The sequence below is a fragment of the Marinobacter bohaiensis genome, assembly GCF_003258515.1.
GTDB classification, from domain to species: domain Bacteria; phylum Pseudomonadota; class Gammaproteobacteria; order Pseudomonadales; family Oleiphilaceae; genus Marinobacter_A; species Marinobacter_A bohaiensis.
In genome coordinates, this window is the sequence record NZ_QGEH01000007.1 from 48,029 (window position 1) to 63,765 (window position 15,737).

Sequence of the window (15,737 nt, forward strand, 5' to 3'; positions counted from 1 at the left end):
CAAGGACAGCTATTTCGGAAAACACTTATGCTCGATGGCTGGATCGGGTTACGTGGCGATTAACCCGCCGCTATTCCACCGTCACACTCTTGGCCAGGTTGCGGGGCTGGTCGACGTCGGTGCCCTTGAGCACCGCCACGTGGTAGGACAGCAGCTGCAGCGGCAGGGTGTAGACGATGGGCGCGGTGATCGGATGCACTTCCGGAATCGACAGCACGTGCACCGCCTCTTCCTCGTTCAGGCCGGCATCGTTGTCGGCGAAGACGAACAGCTCGCCGCCCCGGGCCCGGACTTCCTCCAGGTTGGACTTGAGCTTTTCCATCAGCGCGTTGTTCGGGGCCACCGTGACCACCGGCATTTCGCTGTCCACCAGCGCCAGCGGACCGTGCTTGAGTTCACCGGCCGGGTAGGCCTCGGCGTGGATGTAGGAGATTTCCTTAAGCTTGAGAGCGCCTTCCAACGCCACCGGGAACATGGCGCCACGGCCCAGGAACAGGCTGTGGTTCTTGTCCATGAAGGCCCGGCTCAGGTCGGCGATGCGGCCGTCCAGGGCCAGGACCTGCTCGGTCTGACGCGGCACATCGCGCAGGGCACGCACGATGTCGGCCTCCTGCTCGGCGTCCAGGCCGTTGTGACGGGCCAGCGCCAGGGTGAAGATCAGCAGCGCGGTGAGCTGGGTGGTGAAGGCCTTGGTGGAGGCCACGCCGATTTCCGGGCCAGCCTGGGTCATGATCACGAGGTCGGATTCGCGCACCAGCGAGCTGCCCGGCACGTTGCACACCGCCAGGGCGGCGCGGAAGCCGGCTTTCTTGGCCTGGCGCAGGGCCGCCAGGGTGTCGGCGGTTTCGCCGGACTGGGAGATGGTCAGGAACAGGGTGTCGGGCTGGACCACGTGCTTGCGGTAGCGGAATTCCGACGCCACTTCGACGGAACAGGGAATACCGGCCAGCTCTTCGATCCAGTAGCGCGCCACCATGCCGGCGTGGTAACTGGTACCGCAGGCGATGATCTGCACGTGGCGCACATCGGCCAGCAGATCACCGGCGCTGGTGCCCAGGGCCTGTTCCAGCACTTTGGTCTCGGTCAGACGGCCTTCCATGGTGGCCTGGATGACCTTGGGCTGCTCGTAGATTTCCTTGAGCATGAAGTGCCGGTACTCGCCCTTGTCGGCGGCTTCCAGACTGTGCTCGAAACGGCTGACCGGGCGCTCCACCGGCTTGTCGTCGGCGTCCCAGACCTTCACCCGGTCCTTGCGGATCTCGGCGATGTCGCCTTCTTCCAGGAACATGAAACGGTCGGTGACCGGCAGCAGCGCCAGCTGGTCGGAGGCGATGAAGTTCTCGCCGATGCCAACGCCGATCACCAGCGGGCTGCCCTGGCGGGCCACGATCAGGTGTTCGGGCTCGTCGGCGTGCAGCACGGCCAGGGCAAAGGCGCCCTCCAGCTCGGCGATGGCGGCTTTCACCGCGCTGATGAAATCGCCCTGCTTGCGGAACCAGGATTCGATCAGGTGGGCGACCACCTCGGTGTCGGTCTGGGAGCTGAACTCGAAGCCTTCGCCTTTCAGACGCTCACGCAGGGCCTGGTAGTTCTCAACGATGCCGTTGTGGACCACCGCCAGGCGCTCGCCGGACATGTGCGGGTGGGCGTTGCGCTGGGAAGGCTCACCGTGGGTGGCCCAGCGGGTGTGGGCGATGCCGATCACACCGCGGTGATGGGCCTTGTCCAGAACCTCGGCCAGGGCGCTGACCTTGCCCACTTCCCGCTCCCGCTGCAGCTCGCCGTCCGGATTGAGCACGGCCATGCCGGCCGAGTCGTAGCCCCGGTATTCCAGGCGCTTGAGCCCTTCCAGGAGAATGGCGGGAACATCCCGCTCGGATATGGCGCCTACGATTCCACACATGTGACTGTCCTGTACCTGATGTTGCTGCTGTTACGGATTACGACTTTTCCGGGCGTGACCAGTTCTGGATGTTGCGCTGCCGGCCCCGGGCCACCGCCAGTTCGTCCGCCTCGATGTTGCGGGTGATGGTCGAACCGGCGCCAACGGTGGCGTTGTCGGCAATGCTGACCGGCGCCACCAGCGCGGTATTGGACCCCACGAACACGCCATCGCCGATGCGGGTCTCGTGCTTGTTCACCCCATCATAGTTGCAGGTGATGGTCCCCGCACCCACGTTGACGTCCCGCCCCAGCGTGGCATCGCCCACGTAGCTGAGATGATTGATCTTGGAGCCTTCGCCGACCACGGCTTTCTTGGTTTCGACGAAGTTACCCACCTTGGTGCGATCAGCCAGCTCCGTGCCGGGACGCAGGCGGGCGAAGGGCCCGATCTGGGCACCGGCGCCGACGATGGCGCCGTCGATCACGCTGTTGGCCTCGACTCTGGTGCCGGGGCCCAGACGGGCGTTGCGCAGCAGGCAGTTGGGGCCGATCTCGACGCCGTCGGCGAGGGTCACGTCGCCTTCGAACACGGCGTTAACGTCGATGACGACGTCGCGCCCGACGTCAAGCCGGCCGCGTACGTCCACCCGCGCCGGATCCAGCAGCGTCGCGCCTTCGATCATCAGGCGACGGGCTTCCTCCGCCTGGTGCCAGCGCTCCAGCTCCGCCAGCTGGATGCGGTTGTTGACGCCCTGCACTTCGAACGCGGTTTGCGGATGGGCCACTTTCACCGCCACATCGCGACTCGCCGCCATGGCGATCACGTCGGTCAGATAATACTCGCCCTGGGCGTTGCTGTTCGACAGCTGGGGCAGCCAATCCTTGAGGTGGCGGGCGTGAACGCCGAGGATACCGGTGTTCACTTCACGGATGCGCTTCTGGTCGTCGCTGGCGTCTTTCTGCTCGACGATCGCCTGCACATTGCCCCCGTCGTCCCGCACGATGCGGCCGTAGCCGTCGGGATCCGGCAGTTCCACGGTCAGCAGCCCCAGCGCCGTCTCACTCACCTGGCCGGCCAGGTGGCTCAGGGTTTCGCTGCGAATCAGCGGTACGTCGCCGTACAGGACCAGCACCCGGGCGTCCTCGGGCACGTCCGGCAGCGCCTGGGCCACGGCATGACCAGTCCCCAGCTGCTGTTCCTGCAGCGCCCAGTGCAGGTTGTCGTCGCTGATCGACGCCCGCACCTTGTCCGCGCCATGACCGATCACCACGTGGATGCCGGCGGCGTCCAGGGAGCGGGCCGTATCGATGACGTGATGCAGCATGGGTTTGCCGGCCACCGGATGGAGGACCTTGGGCAGGCTGGATTTCATGCGCGAGCCTTCACCCGCGGCGAGAATGACGACGTGGAGGGGGGATGTCATGGAATGTCGGTTCCTTGCATCATCAATGATCCGTGCGTTCGACCCACTGTGCTGGAGCCGGGGAAAATCGGCCCGGGCCGTTATGAAAAAAGCCGCGTTCCGTCGCAACAGGCCCGGAGGCGCCGTTACAGCGGAAGGCGGCTTTCGAGTTTACAGTACAGCGGGAGCGCTGTTTAGCGGCTCTTGCGCAGCTGCTGGATGGTTCTCAGCTTGGCCACGGCTTCTGCCAGTTCGGCAGCCGCCCGGCTGTACTCAAACTCACTGGTCTTGTTCGCCAGTGCCTTCTCGGCTTCACGCTGGGCTTCTTGGGCCGCGGCTTCATCCACGTCCTTGGCGCGCTCAGCGGTGTCCGCCAGAAGGGTCACCAGGTTGGACTGAACTTCCAGGTAGCCCCCGGACACGTAGAGGATTTCCTCCTCACCGCCCTGCTTGATCACGCGAACCGGCCCCGGTTTCAGGGCCGTCAGCAGCGGCGTGTGTCCCGGTGCAATACCCAGGTCCCCTTCGGAACCGGCCGCGATCAGCATCTCGACCAGTCCGGAGAAGATTTTCTGTTCAGCACTGACGACATCGCAATGTATGGTCATAGCCATTTCTTAGCCTCTTTGATCAGTAGGGAGCCTCTGATCAAGTCTATTGGTGATTCTGGCTCGCCCTGAAAGCCGGAATCAAGGCGCGGCTTTGCAGGAAGGCTGGTTGCCTTTCAAAAAGGCGCAACGCAGAGTCCGGCTTTCAGGGCGAGCCCCTTACGGGCAAGCCTTGTGAGCCTTTCTGGTCTGCGTTGCTCATCTTGCCAATGGAACCACCATTGTTGGCGATTCGCGCCTTGCCAGAAAGGCTCACAAGGCTTGCAGAATCGCCAATAGACTTAATCAGAGGCTCCTAGGAAATCGGGCCTCAGCTTTCTTTGGCCTTCATTTCCTTCGCTTTCTCAACGGCTTCTTCAATTGTACCGACCATGTAGAACGCCTGCTCAGGCATGTCGTCATAGTCACCGTCCAGGATACCCTTGAAGCTGCTGATGGTCTCCTTCAGCGGCACGTATTTACCCGGTGCGCCGGTGAAGACTTCAGCCACGTGGAACGGCTGGGACAGGAAACGCTCGATCTTACGGGCGCGGGCGACGGTCAGTTTGTCTTCTTCTGACAGCTCGTCCATACCCAGGATCGCGATGATGTCCTTGAGCTCCTTGAAGCGCTGCAGAACGGTCTGCACGCCACGGGCCACGTCGTAGTGCTCGTGACCGATGACCAGCGGATCCAGCTGACGGGAAGTGGAATCCAGCGGGTCGATCGCCGGGTAGATACCCTTGGAGGCGATGTCTCGGCTCAGTACCACGGTCGCATCCAGGTGCGAGAAGGTGGTGGCCGGCGACGGGTCGGTCAAGTCATCCGCCGGTACGTAGACCGCCTGGACTGACGTGATGGAGCCGGTCTTGGTGGAGGTGATCCGCTCCTGCAGCTGGCCCATCTCTTCGGCCAGGGTCGGCTGGTAACCTACCGCGGACGGCATACGACCCAGCAGGGCCGATACTTCGGTACCCGCCAGGGTGTAACGGTAGATGTTGTCGACGAACAGCAGGACGTCACGGCCTTCATCACGGAATTTTTCCGCCATGGTCAGGCCGGTCAGAGCTACACGCAGACGGTTCCCGGGGGGCTCGTTCATCTGGCCGTAAACCATCGCCACCTTGTCGAGAACATTGGACTCCTTCATTTCGTAGTAGAAGTCGTTACCCTCCCGGGTACGCTCACCGACACCGGCGAATACGGACAGGCCGGAGTGCTCTTTGGCGATGTTGTTGATCAGCTCCATCATGTTGACGGTCTTACCAACACCCGCGCCCCCGAAGAGGCCAACCTTACCACCCTTGGCGAACGGGCAGATCAGGTCGATGACCTTGATGCCGGTTTCCAGCAGGTCGGCGGAAGCGGCCTGGTCGGCGTAGCCCGGCGCCTTGCGGTGAATCTCCCAACGCTCTTCTTCGCCGATGTCGCCGGCTTCGTCGATGGGACGGCCCAGCACGTCCATGATCCGGCCCAGGGTCGGGGTGCCGACCGGAACGGAAATGGCCTTGCCAGTGTTTTCTGCCTTCAGGCCACGCTTGAGGCCTTCAGTGCTGCCCATGGCGATGGTACGAACAATACCGTCACCCAGCTGCTGCTGGACTTCCAGGGTTGTTTCGCCACCTTCAAGCAGCAGCGCGTCATATACTTTGGGTACGGAGTCACGCGGGAATTCCACGTCGATAACCGCGCCAATGATCTGAACGATGTGTCCGCTACTCATGCTCGGTTCCTCGTTATCTTAAAGTCACAAAAACCAGTTGGGTCGTGAGGTCATCAGACCGATGCTGCACCACTCACGATTTCCGAAATCTCCTGGGTGATCGCTGCCTGGCGGGCCTTGTTATAGGCCAGCTGCAGGTCGTCGATGATGTTGCCCGCGTTGTCGGTGGCGCTCTTCATCGCAATCATCCGCGCCGCCTGTTCACAGGCAAGGTTCTCCATCACACCCTGATAAACCTGAGATTCGATATAACGTGTCAGAAGACCATCGAGAATCGGCCGGGCATCTGGCTCGTAGATGTAATCCCACTGGTTCTTTTTGACGTCTTCATCAGTGTCTTCAGTCGCCGGCAACGGCAGCAGCTGATCAACCTTCGGCGTCTGCGTCATGGTGTTCTCGAACTCGTTCGACACCAGGTACAGACGATCGATCTTGCCTTCGGCGAAGGCATCGAGCATGACCTTGACGTTACCGATCAGCTGGTCGGCACCCGGGGTGTCCCCCAGTTGGGTCAGTGCTGCGATGACGTTGCCGCCGTAGTTGCGGAAAAAGGAGGCGCCTTTCTGGCCGATGGCACAGAGATCGGCGTCCACGCCCTTTTCCTTCCATTGCCGCATATCCCGGACCAGGGTCTTGAACAGGTTGATGTTCAAACCACCACAGAGGCCCCGGTCTGAGGACACCACGATATAGCCGACGCGCTTGACGTCGCGTTCGACCATGAACGGATGCACATACTGGGCATTCGCGCGTGCGATGTGCCCGATGACCTGCCGCATCTTGTCCGCATACGGGCGCGTGGCCTGCATGCGTTCCTGAGCCTTACGCATCTTGGACGCCGCCACCATTTCCATGGCGGAGGTGATCTTCTGCGTGCTCTTGATGCTGGAGATCTGGTTACGTATTTCTTTTCCGACGGCCATAACTCACTGCCTTTTCAAGTTAGACACTCGAGCCTGAACTGACTGGGCCCGCCTTGGGGCGGGCCGGCGTCTTACCAGGTCTGAGTGGTCTTGAATTTCTCGATTGCAGCTTTCAGGCCTGAGGCGATCTCGTCGTTGTAATCGCCCTTCTCGTTGATCTTGGCCAGGAGCTCAGCCTGTTCGCTGCGCATCCAGTCCAGCAGGGCGGCTTCGAATGCAACCACCTTGTTGACATCAACGTCGTCGAGGAAACCTTCGTTCGCTGCATACAGAACCGTACCCATTTCAGCCACGGACATCGGGCTGTACTGGTTCTGCTTCATGAGTTCGGTTACCCGCTGACCATGCTCAAGCTGCTTGCGGGTCGCCTCGTCCAGGTCCGACGCAAACTGGGCGAAAGCCGCCAGTTCGCGGTACTGGGCCAGGGCCAGACGGATACCGCCACCCAGCTTCTTCATGATCTTGGTCTGGGCGGAACCACCGACCCGGGAAACCGAGATACCCGCGTTCATCGCCGGACGGATGCCGGAGTTGAACAGGTTGGTTTCCAGGAAGATCTGACCGTCGGTGATGGAGATGACGTTGGTCGGTACGAACGCCGATACGTCACCCGCCTGGGTCTCGATGATCGGCAGCGCCGTCAGGGAACCGGTCTGGCCTTTCACTTCGCCGTTGGTCAGCTGCTCGACGTATTCCGCGTTCACGCGGGAAGCGCGCTCCAGCAGACGTGAGTGCAGGTAGAACACGTCACCCGGGTAGGCTTCACGGCCCGGCGGACGACGCAGCAGCAGGGAGATCTGGCGATACGCCACGGCCTGCTTGGACAGGTCGTCGAACACGATCAGGGCGTCTTCGCCGCGGTCGCGGAAGTATTCACCCATGGAGGTACCGGCGTACGGGGCCAGGAACTGCATGGCGGCCGGATCAGCGGCACCGGCGGCCACAACAATGGTGTGGTCCATGGCGTCGTGTTCTTCCAGCTTGCGCACAACGGCGGCAATGGAAGACTGCTTCTGGCCGACGGCAACGTAGATACACTTGATGCCGCTGTCTTTCTGGTTGATGATCGCGTCGATGGCGACGGCGGTCTTACCGATCTGACGGTCACCGATGATCAGCTCACGCTGACCGCGACCGATCGGCACCATGGTGTCGATGGCTTTCAGACCGGTCTGGACCGGCTGGTCAACGGACTGACGGGCGATAACGCCCGGCGCCACTTTCTCGATCGGAGCGGTCTTGTCGGTGCCCAGCTCGCCCTTGCCGTCGATCGGGTTACCCAGTGCGTCGACGACGCGACCGAGCAGCTCGTTACCCACGGGGACTTCCAGGATACGACCGGTACAGCGGACCTTGCCGCCTTCTTCCAGACCTTCGTAATCACCCAGGACAACCGCGCCGACGGAATCACGCTCAAGGTTGAGCGCCATGCCGAAGATGCCGTTGTCGAATTCAATCATCTCGCCGTACATGACGTCGGCCAGACCGTGGACACGCACGATGCCGTCGGAAACCGACAGGATGGTACCTTCGTTACGTGCTTCGGAAGAGATATCGAGCTTCTCGATCCTCTTCTTGATGATGTCACTGATCTCGGATGGATTCAGTTGCTGCATGCCTTTATCCTCAAACCTTGTGCAGAAATCAGGAGCCCAGAGCGTCGGTCAGCTGCGCGATCTTTCCGCGTACAGAGGCGTCGATAACCATATCGCCGGCGCGGATCAGCACTCCCCCGATCAGGGCGGGCTCGACCTTGCTGGAAAGGCTCACTTTGCGATCCAGTTTCTTTGACAGTGCCTGGCTGAGCGTCTGCTTCTGCTCATCTGTCATCTCATACGGCGCGCTCACCTCGACATCCACGGTGCGGTCGATCTCGGCACGGTAGGTGTCGTAAAGCTCGGCAATTTCCGGCAGCAGCGCCAGGCGCCGCTTTTCGGACAGGAGGGATACAAAATTCCTGAACTGCTCGGAAACTGAGCCGTCGTAGAGGTCGATCAGAAACTCAGCTTTGCTCGCTTCGGGCACATTCGGATTACCCAGAAGCTGACGCACGTCACTGTCAGACGCGACCTGTGCAGCAAAAGCCAGCGATTCCGCCCACTCGGCCAGTTGATTCTGGTCCTGAGCGGCCTGGAACGCGGCTTTCGCATAAGGCCGGGCTAGCGTTGTCAGTTCTGCCATGATGAACCTCTTTTAGAGTTCCGCTGCGAGCTTGTTCAGCATTTCGCTGTGCTTGTCAGCGTCGACAGAGGTCTCCAGGATCTTTTCTGCGCCGGCAATCGCGATGGCCGCGATTTCTGCACGCAGGGCTTCGCGGGCCTGATTGCGTTCCTGCTCGATTTCCGAGCGGGCCTGCTCAACGAGGCGCTCGCCTTCTTTGCGAGCGTCGTCCTTGGCAGCATCCACAATGCTGTTGGCGCGCTTGTTGGCCTGATCAATGAGCGCAGCGGCCTGCTCTTTGGCTTCACGCAGTTCCTGGGCAGCTTTTTCCTGAGCCAGTTCCAGGTCACGTGAGGCGCGCTCTGAGGCAGCCAAACCATCGGCAATTTTCTTTTGACGCTCCTGCATGGCGGCCATAATCGGCGGCCAGACGTACTTCATGCAGAAGACGACAAAGATAAAGAACGCGATTGCTTGACCGATCAGCGTCAAATTAATGTTCACGTCTTCACCTCTCGCCTGTCGTATAGAGCTCGTTCAAAATCGGAAATCGCCTCTTGCGAGGCGATTCATTAACCGACCTGAGCGACGAACGGGTTGGCGAAGGTGAAGAACAGCGCGATACCAACACCGATCATGGTGACGGCGTCCAGCAGGCCGGCAACGATGAACATCTTGACCTGCAGCATCGGGGTCATTTCCGGCTGACGCGCGGCGCCTTCCAGGAACTTGCCACCCAGGATACCGAAGCCAATCGCAGTACCCAGGGCACCCAGGCCGATCAGCAGAGCAACGGCAATCGCGGTCATTCCAACTACAGTTTCCATGATAACTCCCAGTTTTCAGTTAGTAGGTTTCAAGTTATGGGTTTTCGGTTTAAAGCGTTTTAGTGATTATCTTCGTGCGCCATGCTCAGGTACACGATGGTCAGCATCATGAAGATGAAGGCCTGCAGCGTGATAATCAGGATGTGGAAAATGGCCCAGGGCACGGACAGCGCCCACTGTGCCCAGAACGGCAGCAGTGCAATCAGGATGAAGATCAGCTCGCCCGCGTAGAGGTTACCGAACAGACGCAGTGCCAGCGAAACCGGCTTGGCCAGCAGGCTGACGCCTTCCAGCAGCAGGTTGACCGGGATCAGCAGGACCTTCAGGAAAAAGTTGTCGGAGCTGAACGGATGCAGGGTCAGCTCACCCAGGAAGCCCCCCAGGCCCTTGACCTTGAGGCTGTAGAAAATGATCAGCGCGAACACCGACAGGGACATGCCCAGGGTCACGTTGACGTCGGTGGTCGGTACCACCTTCATGTATTCGACGCCGGCGGCATGGAACAGCTGGGGCAGGAAGTCCACCGGCACCAGGTCCATCAGGTTCATCAGGAAGACCCAGCAGAAGATGGTCAGCGACAGCGGCGCGATCACCTTGTTGCGGCCGTGGAAGGTCTCTTTGACGCTCGTGTCGACGAAATCGACCATCACTTCGACGAAGTTCTGCAGGCCGCTGGGCTGACCTGAGGTCGCCCGCTTGGCCGCCATGCGGAAGATCACCAGAAAGACAACACCCAGGAAAACGGCCCAGCCCAGGGAATCCACATGCAGCGCCCAGAAGCCCATGTCGGAGGCTTCCTGACCGTTGTGCGCCATGGTCCAGGTGGATTCGTTCAACACGGTGCCGTCTGCACGCTCGTACCCTGCGGGCAACTTGCCATACGTCAAGTTCTGCAGATGGTGCACGATGTATTCTGATGCAGTGCCTGCCATAGTAGTCTCTCGAGTCCTGTTAGCGTCGCTGCGGTCCGCCGCTCATGATGAGAGGCGTCAGCCAGTTTGTCACCAGCATGATCGCAAATGTTAAAAAAAGTGCTGCCACATCAAGTGGCTGAATCCATTTAAAGGCCATCGTGAACAGGATGGCGCACAGGACAAGCTTTCCAGCCTCTCCCTGATAAAACGAACTGACCGTCTGCCTGGCAGACCGTGCCCCGGCATAGCGAAATGCCTTGAGGGCGAAAAACGTGTTGGGGAGAACGAAGATAAAGCCTCCCAGAATGGCGGAATAACCGGCAACCTTACTTTTGAACAGAAAAACCAGACCCATAAACAAGACAACGCCGGCCTGGAACAGTAGCCATCGGAGAACGGGGGGACGGTAGATACCGTTTTTTTTAGCTTTTGCCATGCCCGTCCCGAGAAAATAATGGCCGTTTCTGATTACCAATCCACCTGCATAAGCGCCGCAGATTATATGTTTTCAAAATGGGCGAATCAACAAATCTGCCCAGTTAACGAGCACCTGCGATACAGCGCGCACGAAGAAATGGCACCCATGGTTGTGGATAATTCATTCACCCACAACATGTAGTGTTTTTCACAGAACATTCAGGAAATAGCGGGAAACGGCGACTTACTTGATATGGCCCAGGATGCCATCCAGCTCGTCGAGGCTGCTGTATTCGATCACCAGTTTGCCCTTACCACGCTGGCCGTGACTGATGGCTACACGGGCCCCGAGGCGCTCGGCAAGGTCATCCTGCAGGGCGCGGATATTGGGATCGAGCGCCGGCTTGGCACCGGCTTTCTGGTTTGGCGATTCCTGCTGCAGCTTGCGCACCAGGGCTTCGGTCTGGCGCACGGAGAGGGATTTGGAGACGACCTGACGTGCGGCCTGGCCCTGCAGTTCAGGCGGCAGGGTCAGCATGGCGCGACCGTGCCCCATTTCCAGATCACCGTGCTCAAGCATCACCCGCACGTCCTCGGTCAGGCCGATAAGACGCAGCAGGTTGGTGATGGTGGTGCGGGACTTACCCACCGCCTCTGCCACCTGGGCCTGGGTGAGGCCAAACTCTTCCTGCAGGCGCTGCAGGGCGAAGGCCTCTTCGATGGGGTTGAGGTTCTCGCGCTGGATGTTCTCGATCAGCGCCATGGCGATGGCGGCTTCGTCCGGCACATCGCGGATGATGGCAGGGATCTGGTCCAGTCCGGCCAGTTGGGTCGCGCGCCAGCGCCGCTCGCCGGCGATCAGCTCAAAACGGCCTTCCGCCAGCGGACGCACCACCACCGGCTGCATCACACCCTGCTGACGGATGGAGTCGGCCAGTTCCTGCAGCGCGTCCTGGTCCATGTCCCGGCGCGGCTGGTAGCGGCTGCGCTGGATCAGGTCGACGGGGATGTCCCGCAGCTCGCCGTCGTGCTCACGGATCTCGTCGCCATCCAGGTTGACCTTCGAGCCCGCCAGCAAGGCGCCCAGTCCGCGTTCGCCCAATCCTCGTTTTTTCGCCGCCATCTTGTCCGTCATTCTTCTGTCAGAGTCATCGAAGCCTCAGTCCGGTCGGGCATTACACCGCCACCGGCTGGGTCTTGCGCTGCTGCCCGTTGCGCCGGACCATTTCGCCGGCCAGCGCCAGGTAGGCAATTGCGCCCTTGGAAGTGCGGTCGTACTTCAGCGCCGGCACCCCGTAGCTGGGCGCTTCCGCCAGCCGCACGTTGCGCGGGATCACGGCCTTGTAGACCTTGTCGCCGAAGTACTCGTTGAGCTGGGCGGAGACGTCCAGCGTCAGGCTGTTGCGCGGATCGTACATGGTCCGCAGGATGCCTTCGAGTTCCAGGTCCGGGTTCACCGTCTCCTGGATCTGCTCGACGGTGTTCATCAACGCCGCCAGGCCTTCCAGCGCGTAATACTCGCACTGCATGGGGATCAGCACGCTGTCGGCCGCCGACAGTGCGTTCACGGTCAGCAGGTTCAGCGACGGCGGGCAATCCACCAGAATGAAATCGTAACGGTCGCGCACGCTGTTGAGCTGCAGGCGCAGGCGGTGCTCGCGACCGATCTCGTTCATCAGCTCCACTTCCGCCGCGGTCAGGTCGCCGTTGGCCGCCAGGATGTCGAAGCCGGAGGCGTCAGCGTGGATGATGACATCCGCCGCCGACTGGCGCTTGGTCAGCACGTCGTAGCCGGACAGGGCCAGCGCGTTCTTGTCCACGCCGCTGCCCATGGTGGCGTTGCCCTGGGGATCCATGTCCACCAGCAGCACGCGGCGTTTGGTGGCGCTCAGGGAGGCCGCCAGATTGACGCAGGTCGTGGTCTTGCCCACGCCGCCCTTCTGGTTGGTGACCGCGATGATTCGCGCCATGGTTAGCCTCCTGTCGTCCGAACGCGATCAATGATAAGCAAGTGACGTGCCCCCTCACAACCGGGAATCGCCAGCTCGACATTGCGATCCAGCCGCCAGTCCGCCGGCATGGCTTCCAGTTCCTCGGTGGGATACTGCCCCTTCATCGCCAGGAAGTGGCCGTCCGGCGCCAACAGGTGCCCGCACCAGGCCACCAGATTCTCCAGCGCAGTGAACGCCCGCGAGGTGATCTGCTCAAACCCCTGCCCGGGCCGGAAATCTTCGGCACGCGCGTGGATGACGGTGACGTTATCCAGCCCCAACTCCAGCACGCACTGTGTCAGGAATCGCGTTTTCTTGCTATTGCTGTCGAGCAGGGTGAACTGCCGCCCGGGACAGACGATGGCCAGCGGAATGCCCGGCAGCCCGCCACCGGCGCCCACGTCGAGCAGGTGTTCCGACTTGATATAGGGCAGGATCGCCAGGCTGTCGAGCAACTGGCGCGACACCATCTCGTGCGGCTCGCGCACCGCCGTCAGGTTGTAGGCGCGGTTCCACTTCTGCAGCAGCCCCAGGAAGTCCAGCAGGCGCTGCTGGACGGCCTCGTCCAGTTCCAGCCCCAGCTCGTCGAGCCCGGCCCGCAACTGCCTGGGCCAGGCGTTGTCGACCGCGCCGCTCATGCGGACTGCTTACGCAGCAGATCCCGCTTCTTGAGGTGCACCAGCAACTGGGAAATCGCCGCCGGCGTCACGCCCTGGATGCGTGAGGCCTGGGCCACGGTTTCCGGGCGCACATCCTTGAGCTTCTGCTTGATTTCGTTGGACAGACCGCCCACCGCGTCGTAATCCAGATCGGTCGGCAGCGGCAGGTTCTCGTTGCGGCGCAGGCGATCGATCTCCGCCTCCTGGCGCGAGATGTACCCTTCGTACTTCACCTCGATCTCGACCTGGCCGGCGACGATCTCTTCCGCCTGTTCGCCACTGATCTCGGCAATGTGGGCGTAGGTGATTTCCGGCCGGCGCAGCAGATCCGCCAGGGTGTGCTCTTTCTGCAGGGCCTTGTTCAGGTACTGGTTGGCCCGTTCGGCTTCCGGCGTGTTCGGATGCACGTGGGTCTTGTCCAAACGCTGACGCTCGGTGGCGATGGCCTCGCGCTTGGTGTTGAACCGCTGCCAGCGGTCCTCGTTGACCAGACCCAGCTTGTGGCCGGTCTCGGTCAGGCGCAGGTCGGCGTTGTCTTCGCGCAGGATCAGACGGTATTCCGCACGGCTGGTGAACATGCGGTACGGCTCGGAGGTGCCCATGGTGATCAGGTCGTCCACCAGTACGCCCAGATAGGCCTCGTCCCGGCGCGGGTACCAGGGGTCTTTTTCCTGCGCCCGCAGCGAAGCGTTGATGCCCGCCAGCAGCCCCTGGGCGCCGGCCTCTTCGTAGCCGGTGGTGCCGTTGATCTGACCGGCAAAGTAGAGCCCGCCGATGAACTTGGTTTCCAGCGTGTGGCGCAGGTCCTGCGGGTTCAGGTAATCGTACTCGATGGCATAGCCGGGACGCGTGATGTGCGCGTTCTCGAAGCCCGGGATCGAACGCACCGCCTTGAGCTGGATATCGAACGGCAGGCTGGTGGAGATGCCGTTGGGGTACAGCTCGCTGACCGTCAGGCCTTCCGGTTCGACGAAAATCTGGTGCGAGTCCTTGTCCGCGAAGCGGTTCACCTTGTCCTCGATGGACGGGCAATAGCGCGGGCCCACGCCCTCGATGTCGCCGGCAAACATGGGCGAGCGGTCAAAGCCGCTGCGGATGATGTCGTGGGTCTCCTCGGTAGTGCGGGTCACGTAGCAGCACACCTGCTCCGGGTGCTGGTCGCGGGAGCCCAGGAAGGACATGACCGGGGTCGGGTCGTCCCCCCACTGTTCCTGCATCACCGAGAAATCGACGCTGCGACGGTCGATGCGCGGCGGCGTGCCGGTTTTCAGGCGACCGACGTTGAACGGCAGTTCGCGCAGGCGCTGTGCCAGGGCAATCGCGGGGGGATCGCCGGCACGGCCGCCGGCGTGGTTCTTCAGCCCCATGTGGATAACCCCACCCAGGAAGGTGCCGGTGGTCAGCACCACGTTGGCGGCGCTGAAGCGGATACCGGTCTGGGTCACCACGCCGCGCACCTGGTCGCCTTCGACGATCAGATCGTCGGCGGCCTGCTGGAAGATGGTCAGGTTGGGCTGGTTTTCCAGCACCTCGCGGATGGCGGCTTTATAGAGCACGCGGTCGGCCTGGGCGCGGGTCGCGCGCACCGCCGGTCCCTTGCGGGAATTGAGCACCCGGAACTGGATACCGGCCAGATCCGTGGCCTGCGCCATGGCGCCCCCGAGAGCGTCGATCTCCTTGACCAGATGGCTCTTGCCGATCCCGCCGATGGCGGGGTTGCAGGACATCTGGCCCAGGGTCTCAATGTTGTGGGTCAGCAGCAGCGTACGGGATCCCATCCGCGCGGCCGCCAGGGCAGCCTCGGTACCGGCATGGCCGCCGCCGATTACGATGACATCGAAACGATCCGGGAACTCCACAATACACCTCATGGGAATGGGGAACCTCTGATTCAGCCAGAAGTTCCTGAACAAAATGGGTGCGAAGTATACCGCTTACGCCGGGCAAATTGCAGGGGTTCTGAATACTTTTTAACCAGCCCTTAGAGCCTTTGGGAATAAACACCTTTCAATTCGCAAAAATTGCTTGGCGGCTCAACTGGTTGTGAGGCGCACCTGAGAAAACTTTTCAAAAAACTTATCCACACTGCGGCCAAGTCCCAAACGGCCAAATAACAACAATAAATCATTGATATAAATAAAATAAAAAGTCACTTTCTCACGACTTCTTCAAGGTTATTCATGCTTTTATCCACAACCCCGGGCGTGCCCTCCGCACAAACGCCCCCGACCGAAAAGCGGCGATCGGCA

The 15,737-nt window shown here is 61.3% G+C and carries 15 protein-coding genes; all 15 read right to left on the bottom strand.

The genetic code is table 11. The features are described from left to right. Nucleotides 1-70 precede the first annotated feature (70 nt). The 15 genes from glmS to mnmG all read right to left on the bottom strand — a co-directional run bounded on the left by glmS (nt 71) and on the right by mnmG (nt 15,350). The gene (glmS, locus tag DKK67_RS20415) at nt 71-1,903 is read right to left on the bottom strand and encodes a glutamine--fructose-6-phosphate transaminase (isomerizing) (protein WP_111498377.1); all 1,833 of its coding nucleotides are present in this window, start codon (nt 1,901-1,903) and stop codon (nt 71-73) included. Between the two features lie 37 nt (nt 1,904-1,940). Continuing rightward, complete coding sequence (gene glmU, locus DKK67_RS20420; RefSeq protein ID WP_111498378.1) at nt 1,941-3,308, bottom strand: bifunctional UDP-N-acetylglucosamine diphosphorylase/glucosamine-1-phosphate N-acetyltransferase GlmU; 1,368 nt, start codon at nt 3,306-3,308, stop codon at nt 1,941-1,943. A 173-nt stretch (nt 3,309-3,481) separates the two neighbouring features. Further along, nucleotides 3,482-3,901, bottom strand: coding sequence for a F0F1 ATP synthase subunit epsilon (locus DKK67_RS20425; RefSeq protein WP_111498379.1), 420 nt, complete (start codon nt 3,899-3,901; stop codon nt 3,482-3,484). A 304-nt stretch (nt 3,902-4,205) separates the two neighbouring features. After that, nucleotides 4,206-5,597 (bottom strand): F0F1 ATP synthase subunit beta, encoded by a 1,392-nt coding sequence (gene atpD / locus DKK67_RS20430; RefSeq protein ID WP_111498380.1) that lies wholly within the window; start codon nt 5,595-5,597, stop codon nt 4,206-4,208. Between the two features lie 53 nt (nt 5,598-5,650). Next, a complete protein-coding gene (gene atpG, locus DKK67_RS20435) occupies nt 5,651-6,520 on the bottom strand; it encodes a F0F1 ATP synthase subunit gamma (RefSeq protein WP_111498381.1) in 870 nt (289 codons plus the stop codon). Between the two features lie 71 nt (nt 6,521-6,591). Next, nucleotides 6,592-8,136, bottom strand: a complete 1,545-nt coding sequence (gene atpA / locus DKK67_RS20440; protein WP_111498382.1) for a F0F1 ATP synthase subunit alpha — start codon at nt 8,134-8,136, stop codon at nt 6,592-6,594. 28 nt (nt 8,137-8,164) lie between these two features. After that, the gene (locus DKK67_RS20445; protein ID WP_111498383.1) at nt 8,165-8,701 is read right to left on the bottom strand and encodes a F0F1 ATP synthase subunit delta; all 537 of its coding nucleotides are present in this window, start codon (nt 8,699-8,701) and stop codon (nt 8,165-8,167) included. 12 nt (nt 8,702-8,713) lie between these two features. Next, nucleotides 8,714-9,184 carry a F0F1 ATP synthase subunit B gene (locus tag DKK67_RS20450; RefSeq protein ID WP_111498384.1) on the bottom strand — a complete coding sequence of 157 codons (471 nt, stop codon included), beginning with the start codon at nt 9,182-9,184 and terminating at the stop codon, nt 8,714-8,716. 68 nt (nt 9,185-9,252) lie between these two features. Then, nucleotides 9,253-9,507 (bottom strand): F0F1 ATP synthase subunit C, encoded by a 255-nt coding sequence (gene atpE, locus DKK67_RS20455; RefSeq protein ID WP_004579640.1) that lies wholly within the window; start codon nt 9,505-9,507, stop codon nt 9,253-9,255. Between the two features lie 59 nt (nt 9,508-9,566). Further along, nucleotides 9,567-10,439, bottom strand: coding sequence for a F0F1 ATP synthase subunit A (gene atpB, locus DKK67_RS20460; protein WP_111498385.1), 873 nt, complete (start codon nt 10,437-10,439; stop codon nt 9,567-9,569). A 19-nt stretch (nt 10,440-10,458) separates the two neighbouring features. Beyond that, nucleotides 10,459-10,857: a F0F1 ATP synthase subunit I gene (locus DKK67_RS20465; RefSeq protein ID WP_111498386.1), complete on the bottom strand. Its 399-nt coding sequence runs from the start codon at nt 10,855-10,857 to the stop codon at nt 10,459-10,461. Between the two features lie 225 nt (nt 10,858-11,082). Then, nucleotides 11,083-11,961 (bottom strand): ParB/RepB/Spo0J family partition protein, encoded by an 879-nt coding sequence (locus DKK67_RS20470; RefSeq protein ID WP_111498475.1) that lies wholly within the window; start codon nt 11,959-11,961, stop codon nt 11,083-11,085. Nucleotides 11,962-12,013: 52 nt separating this feature from the next. Next, the gene (locus DKK67_RS20475) at nt 12,014-12,808 is read right to left on the bottom strand and encodes a ParA family protein (RefSeq protein WP_111498387.1); all 795 of its coding nucleotides are present in this window, start codon (nt 12,806-12,808) and stop codon (nt 12,014-12,016) included. A gap of 2 nt (nt 12,809-12,810) precedes the next feature. Further along, nucleotides 12,811-13,467, bottom strand: a complete 657-nt coding sequence (rsmG, locus tag DKK67_RS20480) for a 16S rRNA (guanine(527)-N(7))-methyltransferase RsmG (RefSeq protein WP_111498388.1) — start codon at nt 13,465-13,467, stop codon at nt 12,811-12,813. Then, the gene (mnmG, locus tag DKK67_RS20485; protein WP_228160727.1) at nt 13,464-15,350 is read right to left on the bottom strand and encodes a tRNA uridine-5-carboxymethylaminomethyl(34) synthesis enzyme MnmG; all 1,887 of its coding nucleotides are present in this window, start codon (nt 15,348-15,350) and stop codon (nt 13,464-13,466) included. Before mnmG ends, rsmG begins: the two co-directional genes overlap by 4 nt. Between the last annotated feature and the right edge of the window lie 387 nt (nt 15,351-15,737).

Excerpts from the sequence above, each read along its gene's own strand:
- glmS (WP_111498377.1), bottom strand. The coding sequence starts at position 1,903 with ATGTGTGGAATCGTAGGCGCCATATCCGAGCGGGATGTTCCCGCCATT.
- glmU (WP_111498378.1), bottom strand. The coding sequence starts at position 3,308 with ATGACATCCCCCCTCCACGTCGTCATTCTCGCCGCGGGTGAAGGCTCG.
- DKK67_RS20425 (WP_111498379.1), bottom strand. The coding sequence starts at position 3,901 with ATGGCTATGACCATACATTGCGATGTCGTCAGTGCTGAACAGAAAATC.
- atpD (WP_111498380.1), bottom strand. The coding sequence starts at position 5,597 with ATGAGTAGCGGACACATCGTTCAGATCATTGGCGCGGTTATCGACGTG.
- atpG (WP_111498381.1), bottom strand. The coding sequence starts at position 6,520 with ATGGCCGTCGGAAAAGAAATACGTAACCAGATCTCCAGCATCAAGAGC.
- atpA (WP_111498382.1), bottom strand. The coding sequence starts at position 8,136 with ATGCAGCAACTGAATCCATCCGAGATCAGTGACATCATCAAGAAGAGG.
- DKK67_RS20445 (WP_111498383.1), bottom strand. The coding sequence starts at position 8,701 with ATGGCAGAACTGACAACGCTAGCCCGGCCTTATGCGAAAGCCGCGTTC.
- atpE (WP_004579640.1), bottom strand. The coding sequence starts at position 9,507 with ATGGAAACTGTAGTTGGAATGACCGCGATTGCCGTTGCTCTGCTGATC.
- atpB (WP_111498385.1), bottom strand. The coding sequence starts at position 10,439 with ATGGCAGGCACTGCATCAGAATACATCGTGCACCATCTGCAGAACTTG.
- DKK67_RS20465 (WP_111498386.1), bottom strand. The coding sequence starts at position 10,857 with ATGGCAAAAGCTAAAAAAAACGGTATCTACCGTCCCCCCGTTCTCCGA.
- DKK67_RS20470 (WP_111498475.1), bottom strand. The coding sequence starts at position 11,961 with ATGGCGGCGAAAAAACGAGGATTGGGCGAACGCGGACTGGGCGCCTTG.
- DKK67_RS20475 (WP_111498387.1), bottom strand. The coding sequence starts at position 12,808 with ATGGCGCGAATCATCGCGGTCACCAACCAGAAGGGCGGCGTGGGCAAG.
- rsmG (WP_111498388.1), bottom strand. The coding sequence starts at position 13,467 with ATGAGCGGCGCGGTCGACAACGCCTGGCCCAGGCAGTTGCGGGCCGGG.